Genomic DNA, 15,789 nt, shown 5'->3' on the forward strand with positions numbered 1-15,789 from the left:
CAGCCTCTCAGAAGTCCCAGTCGTCGTCGGCGGTGTCCTCCGCCTTGCCCATGACGTAGGAGGAGCCGGAGCCGGAGAAGAAGTCGTGGTTCTCGTCCGCGCCGGGCGACAGCGCCGCCAGGATCTCCGGGTTGACCTCGGTCTCGTCCGCACCGAACCGGGCCGGGTAACCCAGGTTCATCAGCGCCTTGTCGGCGTTGTAACGGACGAAGACCGCCACGTCGTCCATCAGGCCGAGCGGCTCGTACAGCTCGCCCGAGTACCGCAGTTCCAGCTCGTACAGCTCCTCCAGCAGGCTGTGCGTGAACTCGCGCATCTGCTCCTGCCCGGCGGGCGTCAGCTTCTCCAGGCCGCGCTGGTACTTGTAGCCCGAGTAGTAGCCGTGCACCGCCTTGTCCCGCAGGATCAGCCGGATCATGTCGGCCGTGTTGGTGAGCAGGGCGTGCGTGGAGAAGTGCAGCGGCAGGTAGAAGCCCGCGTACAGCAGGAGGGACGACAGCAGCGTGGAGGCGACCTTCCGCTTGAGCGGGTCGTCGCCGTAGTAGTGGTTCAGGACCGTTTTGCAGCGCTGCTGGAGGACGTCGTTGCCGACGGCCCAGGCGTACGCGTCGTCGATCTCCCGGGTGGTGGAGAGCGTGGAGAACACGGACGAATAGCTGCGGGCGTGCACGGCCTGCATGAAGGCGATGTTGGTGTACACGGCCTCCTCGTGCTCGGTGCGCGCGTCCTGGATCTGGACGATCTCGCCGACCGTCGCCTGCACGGTGTCGAGCATGGTCAGGCCGGTGAACACCCGCATGGTCAGCGTGCGTTCCTCAGCGCTGAGCCGCTGCTGCCAGGCGTTCAGATCGTTGGAGAGCGGGACCTTCTCGGGCAGCCAGAAGTTGGCGGTGAGCCGGTTCCACACCTCCAGGTCCTTCTCGTCGGTGACGCGGTTCCAGTTGACGGGGCGGAGCCGGGCGGCCGGGTCGTGGCGGTACGCCGGGGGCGTCACCGACAGCTCGGTCAGCGCGGTGGTGGCGGGGGCGGTGGTCATGGTCGGTGCGTTCCTCACAGCGTGCAGGACAGGCAGTTCTCGATCTCGGTGCCCGGCATGGCCTCCTGGCGCAGCCGGATGTAGTAGAGGGTCTTGATGCCCTTGCGCCAGGCCTGGATCTGCGCCTTGTTCAGGTCGCGGGTGGTGGCCGTGTCGCGGAAGAAGAGGGTGCAGCTCAGGCCCTGGTCGACGTGCTGGGTGGCCGCCGCGTACGTGTCGATGATCTTCTCGTAGCCGATCTCGTACGCGTCCTGGAAGTACTCCAGGTTGTCGTTGTCCATGTGCGGAGCCGGGTAGTAGACGCGGCCGAGCTTGCCCTCCTTGCGGATCTCCACCTTGGCGGCGATCGGGTGGATGGAGGCGGTGGCGTCGTTGATGTAGCTGATGGAACCGGTGGGCGGGACAGCCTGGAGGTACTGGTTGTAGAGGCCGTGCTCCATGACGGAACGCCTCAGCTCGCGCCAGTCGTCCTGGTCCGGGATCCGCACCCCGGCCTCGGCGAACAGGGTGCGCACCCGCTCGGTGGCCGGCTCCCACGCCCGCTCGGTGTACTTGTCGAAGAACGAGCCGTCCGCGTACGCCGACTGCCCGAAGCCGTCGAAGGTCGTGCCGCGCTCGATCGCGATCCGGTTCGAGGCACGCAGCGCGTGGAAGGCGACCGCGTAGAAGTACATGTTGGTGAAGTCCACGCCCTCCTCGCTGCCGTAGTGGATGCGCTGCGAGGCCAGGTAGCCGTGCAGGTTCATCTGGCCCAGGCCGATGGCGTGCGAGAGGTCGTTGCCGTGCGCCACGGAGGGCACCGCGTCGATGTTCGACTGGTCGGAGACGGACGTCAGTCCGCGCACCGCGGTCTCGACGGTCGCGCCCAGGTCCGGGGAGGCCATGGCGGCGGCGATGTTCAGCGAGCCGAGGTTGCAGGAGATGTCCTTGCCGACGGTCTCGTACCCGAGCGAGGTGTCGTACGTGCTCGGCGAGTTGACCTGGAGGATCTCCGAGCACAGGTTGGACATGTTGATCCAGCCGGGGATCGGGTTGGCCCGGTTCACCGTGTCCTCGAACAGCAGGTACGGGTAGCCGGACTCGAACTGAAGCTCCGCGATCGTCTTGAAGAACTCGCGAGCGCTGAGCGTGGTCTTGCGGATCCGCGGGTTGGCGACCAGGTCGTCGTAGTGCTCGCTCACGGACAGGTCCGACAGCGGCTTGCCGTACTCGCGCTCGACGTCGTACGGCGAGAACAGGTGCATGTTCTCGTTGCGCTTGGCCAGTTCGAAAGTGATGTCCGGCACGACCACACCCAGCGAGAGGGTCTTGATGCGGATCTTCTCGTCCGCGTTCTCCCGCTTGGTGTCCAGGAACCGCATGATGTCGGGGTGGTGCGCATGCAGGTACACCGCGCCCGCGCCCTGCCTCGCGCCCAGCTGGTTGGCGTAGGAGAAGGAGTCCTCCAGGAGCTTCATCACCGGGACGACACCGGAGGACTGGTTCTCGATCTTCTTGATCGGGGCGCCCTGCTCGCGCAGGTTCGTCAGCAGCAGGGCCACGCCGCCGCCCCGCTTGCTGAGCTGGAGCGCGGAGTTGATGCCGCGTCCGATGGACTCCAGGTTGTCCTCGACGCGCAGCAGGAAGCAGGAGACCAGCTCGCCGCGCTGCGCCTTGCCGGCGTTGAGGAAGGTCGGGGTGGCGGGCTGGAAGCGGCCGGTCATCATCTCGTCGACCAGGCGGGCGGCCAACTCCGGGTCACCGCCGCCGAGATACAGCGCGGTGGCGACGACCCGGTCCTCGTAGCGCTCCAGGTAGCGGGAGCCGTCGAAGGTCTTCAGGGTGTACGACGTGTAGTACTTGAAGGCGCCGAGGAAGGTGCGGAAGCGGTGCTCGTGGGCGTACGCCTGCCGGTACAGCTCCTCGATGAAGTCCCAGTCGTAGCGCCGGATCGGGGCTTCCTCGTAGTAGTCGTTCCCGACCAGGTAGTCGATCTTCTCCTTCAGCGTCGGGAAGACCACCGTGTTCGGGTTCACGTGCTGGAGGAAGTACTGGCGGACGGCCTCGCGGTCCTTGTCGAACTGGATGCGGCCGTCGCAGTCGTACATGTTCAGCAGGGCGTTCAGCGCGTGGTAGTCCTTGCGCGTGCCGATCGACTCGCGCTGGGCCGCTGGGATGGTGACCGCCGTGGTGAGGGTGTTCATGCCGCCGGCCGTCCCGCCGTCGATGAGTGTCGTGTCCAAAACCTCTGTAGTCCTTCCCGCACGGCACGGACGTCGCGGTCCGTGCCCAGCAGCTCGAATCGATACAGCTCCGGGACCCGGCACTTCGCCGAGATCACTCGGCCGGCCAGGCAGTAGTCGGCGCCGAAGTTGGTGTTGCCGGAGGCGATGACCCCGCGCAGCAGTGCGCGGTTGGCCTCGACGTTCAAGAAGCGCACCACCTGTTTGGGCACCGCGCCCGCGCGCTCGCCGCCGCCGTAGGTCGGCACGATCAGCACATACGGTTCGATGACCCGCGGCATACCCTCGCGATGGGGGTGCAGGGGAATACGCGTGGCCGGCAGGTCCAGCTTCTCCACGAAGCGCTTGGTGTTCTCCGAGACACTGGAGAAATACACGAGACCGCTCATCGGTCCGCCGCCTCCTCTCGCTCGTTCCCGTCCTCGTCCGAGGACCGGGAGGGGAGGAGCGTCGCGGCGCGAACGGGGGAGCATCGGGGCGGCGGGGAGAAACGGTACGCCCGACCCGGATCCGTGCGGCTGCCACGTGGCCCTCCCTCGGGGCCTCGGAGCGCGCACACCGCTGTCCGGCGTGCGCGCCGGTGGCAGGTCTTCGGACTCGCGGGCACGTCCTCCCGATCGGAGGACATCTACTGGCCGTCGCTTCCCGGGCCCGGTACGTCGGACCCAGTGCGTATGACGGCGGTCGTTCCCGCTCACCGCTGCGGGGCAGTCCCGGACTTCCACCGGGTTCCCTCTTGCGACGCCGGACACAGGTATGTCCGGCGAACCACCAGCACCGCCAACACTACATCTAGAACGCGTCGAGCATGCGCATCCCAGATGTTGTGTTGTGGGAAAAACTTAGGTATACCTAAGTCCGGCTCGGCGGGGCCGGGACGCGCGTGGCGTCCCGGCCCACTGGGAGCCGCGGTCAGGAGGCGGGCAGTTCGCCCCGGACCGTGCGGGCGGCGGCGACCAGGTTCTCCAGGGAGGCCCGGGTCTCGGGCCAGCCGCGGGTCTTCAGGCCGCAGTCGGGGTTGACCCACAGCCGCTCGGCGGGGATGGCCTTCAGGCCCGTGCGCAGCAGGGTGGCCGCTTCCTCCGTGCTGGGGACGCGCGGGGAGTGGATGTCGTACACCCCGGGACCGGCCTCACGCGGGTAGCCGTGGGCGGCGAGTTCCCGGGCCACCTGCATGTGGGACCGGGCGGCCTCCAGGCTGATGACGTCGGCGTCGAGATCGTCGATGGCCTGGACGATGTCGCCGAACTCGGCGTAGCACATGTGCGTGTGGATCTGGGTGTCCGGCCGCACTCCGGCGGTGGTGAGACGGAAGGCCTCCGTCGCCCAGGCGAGGTACCCGGCGTGGTCCGCGGCGCGCAGCGGCAGCGTCTCGCGCAGGGCCGGCTCGTCGACCTGGATGACGGAGGTACCGGCCGTCTCCAGGTCGTTCACCTCGTCGCGCAGGGCGAGGGCGACCTGGCGGGCCGTCTCGCCGAGCGGCTGGTCGTCGCGGACGAAGGACCAGGCGAGCATCGTCACCGGGCCGGTGAGCATGCCCTTGACCGGACGGTCCGTGAGGGACTGGGCGTACGTCGTCCAGCGCACGGTCATCGGCTCGGGGCGGGAGATGTCGCCGGCCAGGATCGGCGGCCGGACGTACCGGGTGCCGTAGGACTGCACCCAGCCGTGCTGGGTGGCGAGGTAGCCGGTGAGCTGCTCGGCGAAGTACTGGACCATGTCGTTGCGTTCGGGCTCGCCATGGACCAGGACGTCGATGCCGGTCTTCTCCTGGAAGGAGATGACGTCCTGGATCTCCGCCTTGATGCGCTCCTCGTAGCCGGCGGTTTCGATGCGGCCGGCGCGCAGATCGGCGCGGGCGGCGCGCAGTTCGCCGGTCTGCGGGAAGGAACCGATGGTCGTGGTCGGCAGCAGGGGCAGGCCGAGGTGGGCGCGCTGGGCGGCGGCCCGTTCGGCGTACGGCTGCGACCGGCGGGCGTCCGCGTCGGTCACGGCCGCCGCACGGGCCCGGACCGCCGGGTCGTGGGTGATCGGGGAACCCGCGCGGGAGGCCAGGTCGGCCCGGTTGGCGGCGAGTTCGGCCGTGATCGCGTCGGTGCCCTGGGACAGGCCCTTGGCGAGCGTGACGATCTCGGCCGTCTTCTGCTCGGCGAACGCGAGCCAGCGCAGGATCTGTGGCTCGATGTCCCGCTCCAGGCCCGTGTCGAGCGGGACATGGAGGAGGGAGCAGGAGGCCGCGACATCGATCTGGTCGGCCAGACCCAGCAGGGTGCCGAGGGTGCTCAGGGACTTCGACAGGTCGTTGATCCAGATGTTGCGGCCGTTGACGACTCCGGCGACGAGCCGCTTGCCTGGCAGCCCGCCGACGGCGGCGAGCGCGTCGAGGTTGGCCGCGGCGGCCTCGGTGAAGTCCAGGGCGAGCCCGTCGACAGGGGCCTTCGCCAGAACGGGCAGGGCGTTGCCGAGCCGGTCGAAGTAGGAGGCGACCAGCAGCTTGGGCCGGTCGGCGAGGGCCCCGAGGTCACGGTAGGCGCGCTCGGCGGCGTTCAGTTCGGCCGGAGTGCGGTCCTGGACCAGGGCAGGCTCGTCCAGTTGCACCCACTCGGCGCCGGCCGCGCGCAGGTCGGCCAGGATCTCCGCGTACACCGGCAGCAGTCGGTCGAGCAGGGTGAGCGGCTCGAAGTCGGCCGCCACGCCGGGAGCGGGCTTGGCCAGCAGGAGGTAGGTGACCGGGCCGACCAGGACCGGGCGGGCGGCGAGGCCGAGTGCCACGGCCTCCTTGAGTTCCGCGACCTGCTTGGCGGAGTTCGCCGTGAACACCGTGTCCGGGCCCAACTCGGGGACCAGATAGTGGTAGTTGGTGTCGAACCACTTGGTCATTTCCAGCGGCGCGATGTCCTGGGTGCCGCGGGCCATGGCGAAGTAGCCGTCCAGGGCGTCGGCCTCGACGGCGGCGCGGTGGCGGTCGGGGATCGCGCCGAGCGCGACGCTGGTGTCCAGCACGTGGTCGTAGTAGGAGAAGTCGCCGGTCGGCACCTCGTGGATACCGGCGTCGGCGAGCTGCCGCCAGTTGGCGGAACGCAGGTCGGCGGCGGTGGAGTGGAGGGCGTCGGCGGTGACGCGCCCCTTCCAGTAGCCCTCGATGGCCTTCTTCAGTTCCCGGTTCGGGCCCTGGCGGGGGTAGCCGTACACGGTGGCCCGTGTTGCCGCGGCTGCGGACTTGCTGGTCACGGAGATCTCCTTCGCGAGATGAATCCCTGAGATCCCGGAGACGGGACGAGAACGCGAAGGGTGACGAACCGGACGGAACCGACCTCGCGCGGCACAGCGCGGTCGTTCGCCTGGTATGTACGCCGACCCGCCCTCGAGGTCACCGGATTGTCCGCGCGCGGAATGGTCCGCACACGGGCAGATGGCAGGTCTTCGGACTCGCGGGCACGCCCTCCTGACCGGAGGACACCTACTGGCCGTCGCTTCCCGGGCCCGTACGTCGGACCCAGTGCGTATGACGGCGGTCGTTCCCGCTCACCGCTGCGGGGCAGTCCCGGATTCCCACCGGGTTCCCTCTTACGACACCCCGTCTGGCGGACGGGGCGAACCAGCTGCACACATCAGCCTACGTGGTGTCGCCCCGCGAGGGAGAGGCGTCCAGGATCTGGAAGGCGATTCCGGAGGACTTCCGGGGCGAACGCAGAGGGCGGGAAGCGCCGCACTCGCGCTTCCCGCCCTTCCCCTGTGACACTGCCGGGACCCTCATCCCGGCGGCGGCGCGGGCCCCTCAGCCCGCGTCGTACCAGGCCCTCAGCCCTGGTCGTAGGTGTGGAACCCCCTGCCGGTCTTGCGGCCCAGCAGCCCCGCCTCGACCATCCGCTGGAGCAGCGGGGGAGCGGCGTAGAGAGGTTCCTTGAACTCGTCGTACAGCGACTCGGCGATGGACGCGACGGTGTCCAGCCCGATCAGGTCCGCGAGCTTCAGCGGGCCCATGGGGTGGGCGCAGCCCAGTTCCATGCCGGCGTCGATGTCGGCGGCGGTGGCGAAGCCGGACTCCGCCATCCGAATCGCGGACAGCAGGTACGGGACGAGCAGCGCGTTGACGACGAAGCCCGCCCGGTCCTGGGAACGGATCACGGTCTTGCCGAGGGTGCGGGTCGCGAAGTCCTCGACCGTGGCGGTGGTCGCGGCCGAGGTGTGCAGGGAGGTCACCACCTCCACGAGCGGCAGCACCGGGACGGGGTTGAAGAAGTGCAGGCCCACCACCCGGTCCGCGTGGCCCGTCGCCATGCCGAGGCGCATGATCGGCAGCGAGGAGGTGTTGGTGGCCAGCACGGCCGCCGGGTCCTCGACGATCTTGTCGAGGGCGGCGAAGACCTCTGTCTTGGCGTCCGGGTTCTCCACCACGGCCTCGACCACGAGCTGCCGGTCGGCCAGGTCGTCCAGGCTGCTGGTGAAGACGAGTCGGGCGAGGGCGTCGCCGGCGGCGTCCTGGGTCAGCTTGCCCCGTCGCACGGCACGGTCCAGGGAACCGGCGACCCGGTCCCGCGCGGCCCGGGCGGCGAACGCGTCGGCCTCGCACACCACGGTGTCGACCCCCGCCCGCGCGCACACCTCGGCGATCCCGGCCCCCATCTGTCCGCCGCCGACCACGCCGACGCGTCCGATGACCGTGCTCATGCCAGTGTCTCCGTCCGTCGCACGAGGTGCCGGGTGTAGGCGTCCGGTGTGAAGAAGAGCGGCAACTCGCCCGCGAGGGTGGTTCGTTCGAAGAGGGCGCGGATGTCGTCGAGTGGTGCCCACGGGTATTCGGCGCCCAGCGCGACGAGTTCGTCGTCCAGCAGGCGCAGCACCGTCTCCCGGTCGATCACGCGGTGCCGCAGCCACTGCCAGATCTGCACGCGGGCGATCTCGGCGGTGGCGGCGTCCTCCATCAGCCCGTTGATGGCGACGGCGCCCTGTCCGCGCAGCCAGGCGGCGAAGTAGCGCAGCGCCACGGAGATGTTGGTGCGGACTCCCTCCGGGGTGGGCGGGCCGCTGATCCGGCGCACCGACAGCAGGTCGGAGGCCGACACCTCCACGTCGTCCCGGGTGCGGTCGAGCTGATGCGGCCGCTCGCCGAGGACGCCGTCGAAGACCTCGCGGCAGACGGGCACCAGCCCCGGATGGGCCACCCAGGACCCGTCGAACCCGTCCTCCGCCTCCCGCTCCTTGTCGAGCCGGACCTTGGCGAGCGCCGCCTCGTTCGCGGCGGGGTCCTTGCCGGGGACCTGGGCCGCCATGCCGCCGATGGCATGGGCGCCGCGACGGTGGCAGGTGCGCACGAGCAGCTCGGTGTACGCCCGCATGAAGGGGGCGGTCATGGTCACCTGCGCCCGGTCGGGCAGGAGGAAGTCGGTGCGGTGGCCGAACGTCTTGATCAGGCTGAACAGGTAGTCCCAGCGACCTGCGTTGAGCCCGGAGCTGTGCTCCCGCAGCTCGTAGAGGATCTCCTCCATCTCGAACGCGGCCGTGATCGTCTCGATGAGGACGGTGGCGCGGACCGTGCCCCGCGGGATGCCGAGCAGCTCCTGGGCGAGGACGAAGATGTCGTTCCACAGCCGGGCCTCGTACCGGTTCTCCAGCTTCGGCAGGTAGAAGTACGGGCCGTGACCGGCGTCGATCTGACGCCGGGCGCAGTGGAAGAAGTACAGGCCGAAGTCGACGAGGGCGGCGGGCACGGGCCGGCCGTCGTACTCCAGGTGCTCCTCCTCCAGGTGCCAGCCACGGGGGCGGACCACGATGCTGGCGGGCCGCTCGCCGAGCCGGTACTCCTTGCCCTCCGGCGAGGTGAAGTCGATACGGCGCTCGATGGCGTCGAGCAGGTTGAGCTGCCCGCCGACGACGTTGTCCCACAGGGGAGCGGTGGCGTCCTCGAAGTCCGCCATCCAGACGTCGGCACCGGAGTTGAGTCCGTTGACCGCCATCCGGCGTTCGGGTGGCCCGGTGATCTCCACGCGCCGGTCGGTCAGCCCGGGGGCGGGCGGTGCCACCCGCCAGGTCGGGTCGGCGCGGACGGCCGAGGTGACCATGGGGAAGTCGAGGGGCGAGCCCGAGGCCAGCCGCAGCGCCAGCCTGCGCCGCTCCTTGAGGATCTCCTGGCGCCGCCCGCCGAAGGCGGCGGCCAGCCGGCCGACGAAGTCCAGGGCGGCGGGGGTGAGGATCTCGTCGTGCCGGTGTCCCGGAGCGGCGAGGACGCGGACGTCGTGGGTGAGTGCGGTGGTGGACATCGGGCTCTCCTGAGGGATGGGAGCGGAGGGGGACGGAGACGGTCGTCCCCCTCCGCTCGGCCGAGGGCCGGCCGGACGGCGAGGCGTCCGGCCCGGCGGCCTAGTGGAACTGCTCTTCCTCCGTGGACCCCGCGAGCGCGGTGGTGGAAGAGGCCGGGTTGACGGCGGTGGAGACCAGGTCGAAGTAGCCGGTGCCGACTTCACGCTGGTGCTTGACGGCGGTGAAGCCGTGGGCCTGCGCGGCGAACTCCCGCTCCTGGAGGTCGACGTAGGCGGTCATGCCGTGATCGGCGTAGCCGCGGGCGAGGTCGAACATGCCGTGGTTGAGGGAGTGGAAGCCGGCCAGCGTGATGAACTGGAACTTGTAGCCCATCGCCCCCAGTTCGCGCTGGAACTTGGCGATCTGGTCGTCGTCCAGCGCGGCCTTCCAGTTGAAGGACGGCGAGCAGTTGTACGCCAGCATCTGGTCCGGGTACTGGGCGTGGATCGCCTCGGCGAACTCGCGGGCCTGGGCGAGGTCGGGGGTGCCGGTCTCCACCCAGATGAGGTCGGCGTACGGGGCGTAGGCCAGACCGCGGGCGATGACCGGCGCCATGCCGCCCCGCACCCGGTAGAAGCCCTCCGCCGTGCGCTCGCCGGTGACGAACTCGGCGTCGCGCTCGTCGACGTCGCTGGTCAGCAGGTTGGCGGCGAGCGCGTCCGTGCGGGCGATGATCACCGTCGGCGTGTCGGCGATGTCGGCGGCGAGCCGGGCCGCGTTCAGCGTGCGGATGTGCTGCGAGGTCGGGACGAGGACCTTGCCGCCGAGGTGGCCGCACTTCTTCTCGGAGGCGAGCTGGTCCTCGTAGTGGATGCCCGCCGCGCCCGCCGCGATCATGCCCTTGGTCAGCTCGAAGGCGTTCAGCGAGCCGCCGAAGCCGGCCTCGGCGTCGGCGACGATCGGCGCGAGCCAGTCGGTGGTGTCGCCGGCGTTCTCGGCGGTGGCGATCTGGTCGGCGCGCAGCAGCGCGTTGTTGATCCGGCGGACCACCTGCGGAACGGAGTTGGCCGGGTACAGGCTCTGGTCCGGGTAGGTGTGACCGGCCTGGTTGGCGTCGGCGGCGACCTGCCAGCCCGACAGGTAGATCGCCTGGAGGCCCGCCTTGACCTGCTGCACCGCCTGGCCGCCGGTCAGCGCGCCCAGCGCGTGGACGTAGTCCAGCTCGTGCAGCTGGCGCCACAGCCGCTCTGCGCCGCGCCGGGCCAGGGTGTGCTCCTCACGGACGCTGCCGGAGAGCCGTACGACGTCCTCGGCGCTGTAGGTGCGCTCGATGCCCTGCCACCTCGCGTCGGTGGCCCAGCGCCGGGCCAGTTCCTCGGCCGCCTGCGTCCTCGCTTCTGCCATGACTGTCACCGTCTCCTCGGTTTGTACTGGCTGCCAATCCCACCGTCCGGATGAACAGAGGTGGCACTGCGTGTCGTCTTACTGTGGTGCGGCCCGCCGTCACCCTGGAGGGTGAAGCTGAGCAATGCTGCCTGCGCGGGCCCTTGTGGATGCCGGGGTCACCGACGTCAGGGCAATGAAATCGAGCCCCGGTTCCCTTTGGTGCCTGCCGGGTCCGGCGGGCCGCACTGAAACTCTGGCACTGGCACTGAGTGCCATCAAGCTTGGATCAATGCCAACTTCTGCGAATCTTCTCGCCGCGGATTGCCAACTTTGCGAAGGTCTGGGTGGCGGCTTCTTCCCGTACGCTGACCGCATCGGGACGCCGGGTGTGGAGGAGCGCGGGTGAGCAAGACGTACGCGGGTGCGCGGCTGCGGCGGCTACGTGAGGAGCGCCGGATGAGCCAGGCGGAACTCGCCCGCGTCCTCGGTATCTCGCCGAGCTATCTGAACCAGATGGAGCACGACTCCCGCCCGCTCACGGTTCCCGTCCTGCTCCGGCTCACGGAGACCTTCGGCGTCGACGCCGCCTTCTTCTCCGAGCGGGACACCGCCCGCCTCGTGGCCGACCTGCGCGAGGCGCTGACGGGTGAGATCGCCGCCGCCCGGGTCGCCCCGTCCGATCTCGCCGAACTGGCCTCACGGATGCCCCAGGTCGCCCAGGTCCTGCTGGATCTGGGCCGCCGCAACCAGCAGTTGTCCGAGCGGCTGGCGGGGGCGGCGGACGGCCGAGGCGGAGAGCGGGAACCCTCGCCCTCACCGCACGAGGAGATCCGGGACTTCTTCTACCGCCGGCAGAACTATCTCCACGACACGGACCTCGCCGCCGAGCAACTGGCCGAGAAGATCGGCATCCGGCCCGGCGAGGTGATCGGGGCACTCACCAGGAGGCTGGCCGAGAGCCACGGCATCCATCTCGCCGCGGAGACCGGCGAACGGCTGCACCGCTACGACCAGCGCAGCCGCACCCTCCATCTGTCCTCGCGACTGCGGCCCGGCCAGCGCGCCTTCCGCATGGCGACCCAGCTGGCCCTGCTGGAACACGGCGAGGACCTGGACCGGCTGGCCGCGGAGGACTTCGAACCCGGTTCGTCCGCACATGCGCTGGCCCGGATCGGGATCGCCAACTACTTCGCAGCCGCGCTGGTGCTGCCGTACACCGCCTTCCACACGGCGGCCGAGGAGGTCCGCTACGACATCGAGCGCCTCACCGACCGCTACGGCCTCGGCTACGAGACCGTCTGCCACCGCCTCAGCACTCTCCAGCGCCCTCGACTGCGCGGCGTCCCCTTCTCCTTCGTCCGGGTCGACCGGGCCGGCAACATGTCCAAGCGGCAGTCCGCGACCGGGTTCCACTTCTCCCGGGCCGGCGGCACCTGCCCCCTGTGGAACGTCTACGAGGCGTTCGCCTCGCCCGGCCGCATCCATGTGCAGATCGCGGAAATGCCGGACGGGCAGCGGTACTTGTGGACCGCGCGCGCGGTCACCCGGCACCGTGGCGGCTGGGGCGAGCCCGGAAAGACGTACGCCATCGGGCTGGGCTGCGAGATCCGCCACGCACACCGCCTCGTCTACTCCGACGGACTGGACCTCGCCAACGCGTCCGCCGCCACCCCGATCGGGATGGGCTGCCGAGTCTGTGAACGCCTCGGCTGTTCCCAGCGGGCCGCGCCGCCGCTGGGACGTCCACTGCTCATCGACCAGAACAGCAGCACCTTCGTGCCCTATCCGGTCGGCGGCGACGGGTCCGGGGAGTAGGCCGAGCTCTCGGCCCACCCCCTGCGGACGCACGGACCCGACGGAGCGTCAGGCCCCCTCGGCCGAAGGCGTGGCCCGCCGTCGCTGGATCAGCCCGAGCACGCCGTCCAGGACCAGGAAGGCCAGCAGGGACCAGCCCAGCAGCGGGACCGCCCAGCCGACGGCGACGGTCAGCGGCACGGCCACGGCCAGCGCGGGCCAGGGCAGGTTCCGCCACGTACCGCGCGCGGGCGGGCGGCCCACCCGGGCGCGGCGGTCGGCCCGGGTGGGCCTGCGCTGCCACCACATGCGGTAGCCGAGCACGATTCCCACGGCCAGACCGAGGGCGATGACCGCGAGCACGAGCTGGTTGGCCAGACCGAAGAGGGTGCCCATGTGCGCGGCCACACCGAGGGTGCTGAGCTTGGCGAGCACGGGATGATCCGCCCAGTCGACCCGCGAGGTGACCTCACCGCTGTGCGGGTCGATGGCCGCCTGGTCCTTACGGACCGGCCACAGGCCGTCGGTCTGGGCCACGGTCCAAGTGCTCTTGTCGTCGGCGGGAGTGCTGATCTCCACCGGCCCGTCCAGGCCCGCGGCGCGCGCCTTGTCGAGGATCTGGTCGACGGTGAGTCCCTCCGGCAGGCCGCCGTCCGTGGCGCCCTCGCCGCCCGAGTGGTGGTGACCCGAGGATCCGGTTCCGGCGGAGGCGGTGGTGTCCAGCTCGGGCGGGTACGCGCTCAGCGAGGTGCGCAGGTCGGTGATGCGCTCTCCCGCGTGCGTCGACCAGGTCAGACCGGTGACGCTGAGGGCGAGCAGGCCGAGGGAGATCCACACTCCGGTGACCGCGTGGAAACTACGGCTGCGGCGCACCCCTCGTGCCCCGCGCTCCGGCAGCACGGTGTTCCGCTTCGAGCCGCCGGCGTAGGTACGGCGGCGTCCGAACCACAGCAGCAGACCGCCCAGGACGAGCACCCACAGCCAGCTCGCGGCGAGTTCGGAGTAGAGCCGGCCCGTCTCACCGAGGTGCAGGTGGCGGTGCAGGTCGTCCAGCCAGGTGGCCAGCGGTGTCGAACCGAACCAGGTGGTGAGGGCGCCGCGTACCTCGGCGGTGTAGGGGTCGACGTAGACCGTGCGCTGCTTGTCCTGCTCGGCGAGTTCGGGGACGGAGAGGACGACCTTGGTGGTGTGGTCCGGCGCGTCGGCCGGGGCGACCGAGACGACGCTGCCCTCGGGATGGGCCTTGCGGACGGCGGCTATCTGCTCGGTCAGCGGTCTGGGCTCGTCACCGACCCGCTCCACCCGCAACTGGTCGCCGTAGACCAGCTGGTCGAGCTGCGGCACGGCGGTGTACGCCAGCCCGGTCAGTGCCGCGACCAGCAGGAACGGGGCGACCAGGATGCCCGCGTAGAAGTGCAGCCGAGTCAGCAGCGGCCACCAGCCGGAACGCGAACGACCGCCGGCGCCACCGTTCCTCGCCGGCGCGGCCGAACCCGGCAGAACATCGGTGGCGGTCTGTGCGGCCGGTGGGCCGGGGTCGGGCGAGTCGGCGGGTTGGTTTTCCTCGGGGGAGGCTTCGGACGTGGTGCTCATGAAAGGGCTCAGCTCCTGGAGTCGGCCCGGCCCACTGCGGGGAACCCGGGCGCTGTCACTGCTGGACGGGCGCGTGCCACCGCCGGTCCCGTCGCGAGGAGCGGGCCGCGATCGCACGGCATGCCCGTGAGAGCCGGCGCGTGCGGCCGGGTGAGTCCGGGGCGCGCGCGGCTAGGGCTCCGGCCGGGTGAGTGGTGCGCGGGCACCCTCGGTTCGGCCGGGTCAGCGGGTGAACAGCAGGGGCGGCCCGCGTCGGGCGACGGTGTGGTCCAGTACCCGGGTGCCGAGGGGCACGTCGTGGTCCGCCGCGCGGGACCGGGGCGGGACACGGTGCCGGGACAGCGCCGCCCGGTGCCGGGCCCACCGCCGCAACAGGTCCAGGGCACGGAGCGTGGCCGAAACGGGCGCGCCGAGCAGACGGCACAGCCGCCACACCACGGCCTCGCCCTGGCGCAGCCACCAGGCGGCACCGAGTCCGGCGAGCAGGTGCGCGAGCAGCATGAGCGGGCTCGGGTGAGCGGCGTCCATGGCCATGCCGACCGATTCCGCACCTGTCCCGGTGGCTTCGGTGGCGGCCACCGGGGCGTGGTGCCCGGCGTGCGCCATGTGGCCTGCGTGCCCGCCCTGGTGTGCGGAGGGCGTCGGGCCGGTGCGGGCGGGTCCGGACAGGGCGAACAGCAGGTGCAGCGCGGCCTGGACGACCGTGACCGCGCACGCGATCTGGGCGAGGGAGCGTTCGCGACCGGCCAGGCGTCCCGCCGTGACCGCGACAGCCAGGCCGCCGACCGCCAGCGGCGTGAGCGGCGGATGATGTCCGGCGGCCACGCCGTGCCCGGTGGCGGCCAGCAGCACGCACACCAGACTGAACACCGCCACCCGCGAGGCACGGAGCAGGCCGCGGTCAGCCATCGCTCCTCCTCGTGTTCGTCGGTCTGCCCCCGCTCCTTGCCGCACTCATACGTGTGCGACGCCGTGACCGTTCATTTCCGGCCACGCGTGATCGTCGGCAGTGCCGGGGCGGACGCGCGTGTCCGTGTCCGTGCACCCACCCGCCCACTGGTGTGGAAGCGGCGCGCGGGGCAAGAGCCGGCAGAGCGTACCGTGACCGAAATCCACCTCACCAGTCCGGCGGCCGCGCTTTCGGTGCGCGGGGACGGTGAACGGGGCGGTCCCCTACCGCGTACTCGACGGCACGCGGTTCCCGCGGCCATCGAGAAACGGCGAGGACAGGAGCGTCCGCCATGGCTGAGCAGACCTACACCGTGTCCGGCATGAGCTGCCGCCACTGCGCGGCGAGCATCACCGAGGAGGTCGTCGAGGTCTCCGGAGTCATCGAGGTCGATGTCGACGTCCCGGCGGGGCGGGTGACCGTGCGGGGCGAGTCGGTGGACGACGCCGCCGTGCGCGCCGCGATCGTGGAGGCGGGCTTCGAGGTGACGGGAGCGACGTCGGCACTCGCCGTCTGACCCGGCTGAGTGTGAGCCACATCACTTGTGAGTGGGGGAACTTGACCGCCGA

11 protein-coding genes and 2 riboswitches are annotated in these 15,789 nt (G+C 70.6%); of the genes, 2 read left to right on the forward strand and 9 right to left on the reverse strand.

The window, feature by feature from the left end; genetic code table 11:
• Positions 1–7: 7 nt before the first annotated feature.
• The 7 genes from nrdF to aceA all read right to left on the reverse strand — a co-directional run bounded on the left by nrdF (position 8) and on the right by aceA (position 10,902).
• Complete coding sequence (nrdF, locus tag ACIQWG_RS00545) at positions 8–1,036, reverse strand: class 1b ribonucleoside-diphosphate reductase subunit beta (RefSeq protein WP_404088715.1); 1,029 nt, start codon at positions 1,034–1,036, stop codon at positions 8–10.
• A gap of 14 nt (positions 1,037–1,050) precedes the next feature.
• Entirely contained in the window at positions 1,051–3,258 is a 2,208-nt protein-coding gene (gene nrdE / locus ACIQWG_RS00550) for a class 1b ribonucleoside-diphosphate reductase subunit alpha (protein ID WP_404088718.1), read from the reverse strand.
• Entirely contained in the window at positions 3,216–3,647 is a 432-nt protein-coding gene (nrdI, locus tag ACIQWG_RS00555) for a class Ib ribonucleoside-diphosphate reductase assembly flavoprotein NrdI (RefSeq protein ID WP_404088720.1), read from the reverse strand. The genes nrdE and nrdI overlap by 43 nt, the downstream gene beginning before the upstream one ends.
• Before the next feature lie 175 nt (positions 3,648–3,822).
• A riboswitch (cobalamin riboswitch) is annotated at positions 3,823–4,046 on the reverse strand.
• Between the two features lie 124 nt (positions 4,047–4,170).
• Complete coding sequence (gene metE / locus ACIQWG_RS00560) at positions 4,171–6,489, reverse strand: 5-methyltetrahydropteroyltriglutamate--homocysteine S-methyltransferase (protein ID WP_404088722.1); 2,319 nt, start codon at positions 6,487–6,489, stop codon at positions 4,171–4,173.
• A gap of 165 nt (positions 6,490–6,654) precedes the next feature.
• A riboswitch (cobalamin riboswitch) is annotated at positions 6,655–6,876 on the reverse strand.
• A gap of 183 nt (positions 6,877–7,059) precedes the next feature.
• Complete coding sequence (locus ACIQWG_RS00565) at positions 7,060–7,929, reverse strand: 3-hydroxybutyryl-CoA dehydrogenase (RefSeq protein ID WP_404088723.1); 870 nt, start codon at positions 7,927–7,929, stop codon at positions 7,060–7,062.
• Positions 7,926–9,518: a malate synthase A gene (gene aceB, locus ACIQWG_RS00570; RefSeq protein ID WP_404088725.1), complete on the reverse strand. Its 1,593-nt coding sequence runs from the start codon at positions 9,516–9,518 to the stop codon at positions 7,926–7,928. The genes ACIQWG_RS00565 and aceB overlap by 4 nt, the downstream gene beginning before the upstream one ends.
• A 100-nt stretch (positions 9,519–9,618) precedes the next feature.
• Positions 9,619–10,902, reverse strand: a complete 1,284-nt coding sequence (gene aceA / locus ACIQWG_RS00575; RefSeq protein WP_404088726.1) for an isocitrate lyase — start codon at positions 10,900–10,902, stop codon at positions 9,619–9,621.
• Between the two features lie 384 nt (positions 10,903–11,286).
• On the opposite strand from aceA, the gene ACIQWG_RS00580 reads away from it, so the two are divergent.
• Positions 11,287–12,699 (forward strand): short-chain fatty acyl-CoA regulator family protein, encoded by a 1,413-nt coding sequence (locus ACIQWG_RS00580; RefSeq protein ID WP_404088728.1) that lies wholly within the window; start codon positions 11,287–11,289, stop codon positions 12,697–12,699.
• Positions 12,700–12,747: 48 nt separating this feature from the next.
• On the opposite strand, the gene ACIQWG_RS00585 is transcribed toward ACIQWG_RS00580, so the two are convergent.
• The gene (locus ACIQWG_RS00585) at positions 12,748–14,271 is read right to left on the reverse strand and encodes a PepSY-associated TM helix domain-containing protein (protein ID WP_404088730.1); all 1,524 of its coding nucleotides are present in this window, start codon (positions 14,269–14,271) and stop codon (positions 12,748–12,750) included.
• 222 nt (positions 14,272–14,493) lie between these two features.
• Positions 14,494–15,180, reverse strand: coding sequence for a hypothetical protein (locus ACIQWG_RS00590; protein WP_404088732.1), 687 nt, complete (start codon positions 15,178–15,180; stop codon positions 14,494–14,496).
• Between the two features lie 332 nt (positions 15,181–15,512).
• Between ACIQWG_RS00590 and ACIQWG_RS00595 the strand changes: the two genes are divergently transcribed.
• Positions 15,513–15,737, forward strand: coding sequence for a heavy-metal-associated domain-containing protein (locus ACIQWG_RS00595; protein WP_404088733.1), 225 nt, complete (start codon positions 15,513–15,515; stop codon positions 15,735–15,737).
• The last annotated feature ends 52 nt before the right edge of the window (positions 15,738–15,789 follow it).

It is taken from the genome of Streptomyces sp. NPDC098781, assembly GCF_044759995.1.
Taxonomy (GTDB): Bacteria; Actinomycetota; Actinomycetes; order Streptomycetales; family Streptomycetaceae; genus Streptomyces.

Bases quoted from the DNA above. Each gene is read 5' to 3' on its own strand.
- ACIQWG_RS00590 (WP_404088732.1), bottom strand. From the start codon at position 15,180: ATGGCTGACCGCGGCCTGCTCCGTGCCTCGCGGGTGGCGGTGTTCAGT.
- ACIQWG_RS00565 (WP_404088723.1), bottom strand. From the start codon at position 7,929: ATGAGCACGGTCATCGGACGCGTCGGCGTGGTCGGCGGCGGACAGATG.
- aceA (WP_404088726.1), bottom strand. From the start codon at position 10,902: ATGGCAGAAGCGAGGACGCAGGCGGCCGAGGAACTGGCCCGGCGCTGG.
- ACIQWG_RS00585 (WP_404088730.1), bottom strand. From the start codon at position 14,271: ATGAGCACCACGTCCGAAGCCTCCCCCGAGGAAAACCAACCCGCCGAC.
- nrdF (WP_404088715.1), bottom strand. From the start codon at position 1,036: ATGACCACCGCCCCCGCCACCACCGCGCTGACCGAGCTGTCGGTGACG.
- ACIQWG_RS00595 (WP_404088733.1), top strand. From the start codon at position 15,513: ATGGCTGAGCAGACCTACACCGTGTCCGGCATGAGCTGCCGCCACTGC.
- nrdI (WP_404088720.1), bottom strand. From the start codon at position 3,647: ATGAGCGGTCTCGTGTATTTCTCCAGTGTCTCGGAGAACACCAAGCGC.
- aceB (WP_404088725.1), bottom strand. From the start codon at position 9,518: ATGTCCACCACCGCACTCACCCACGACGTCCGCGTCCTCGCCGCTCCG.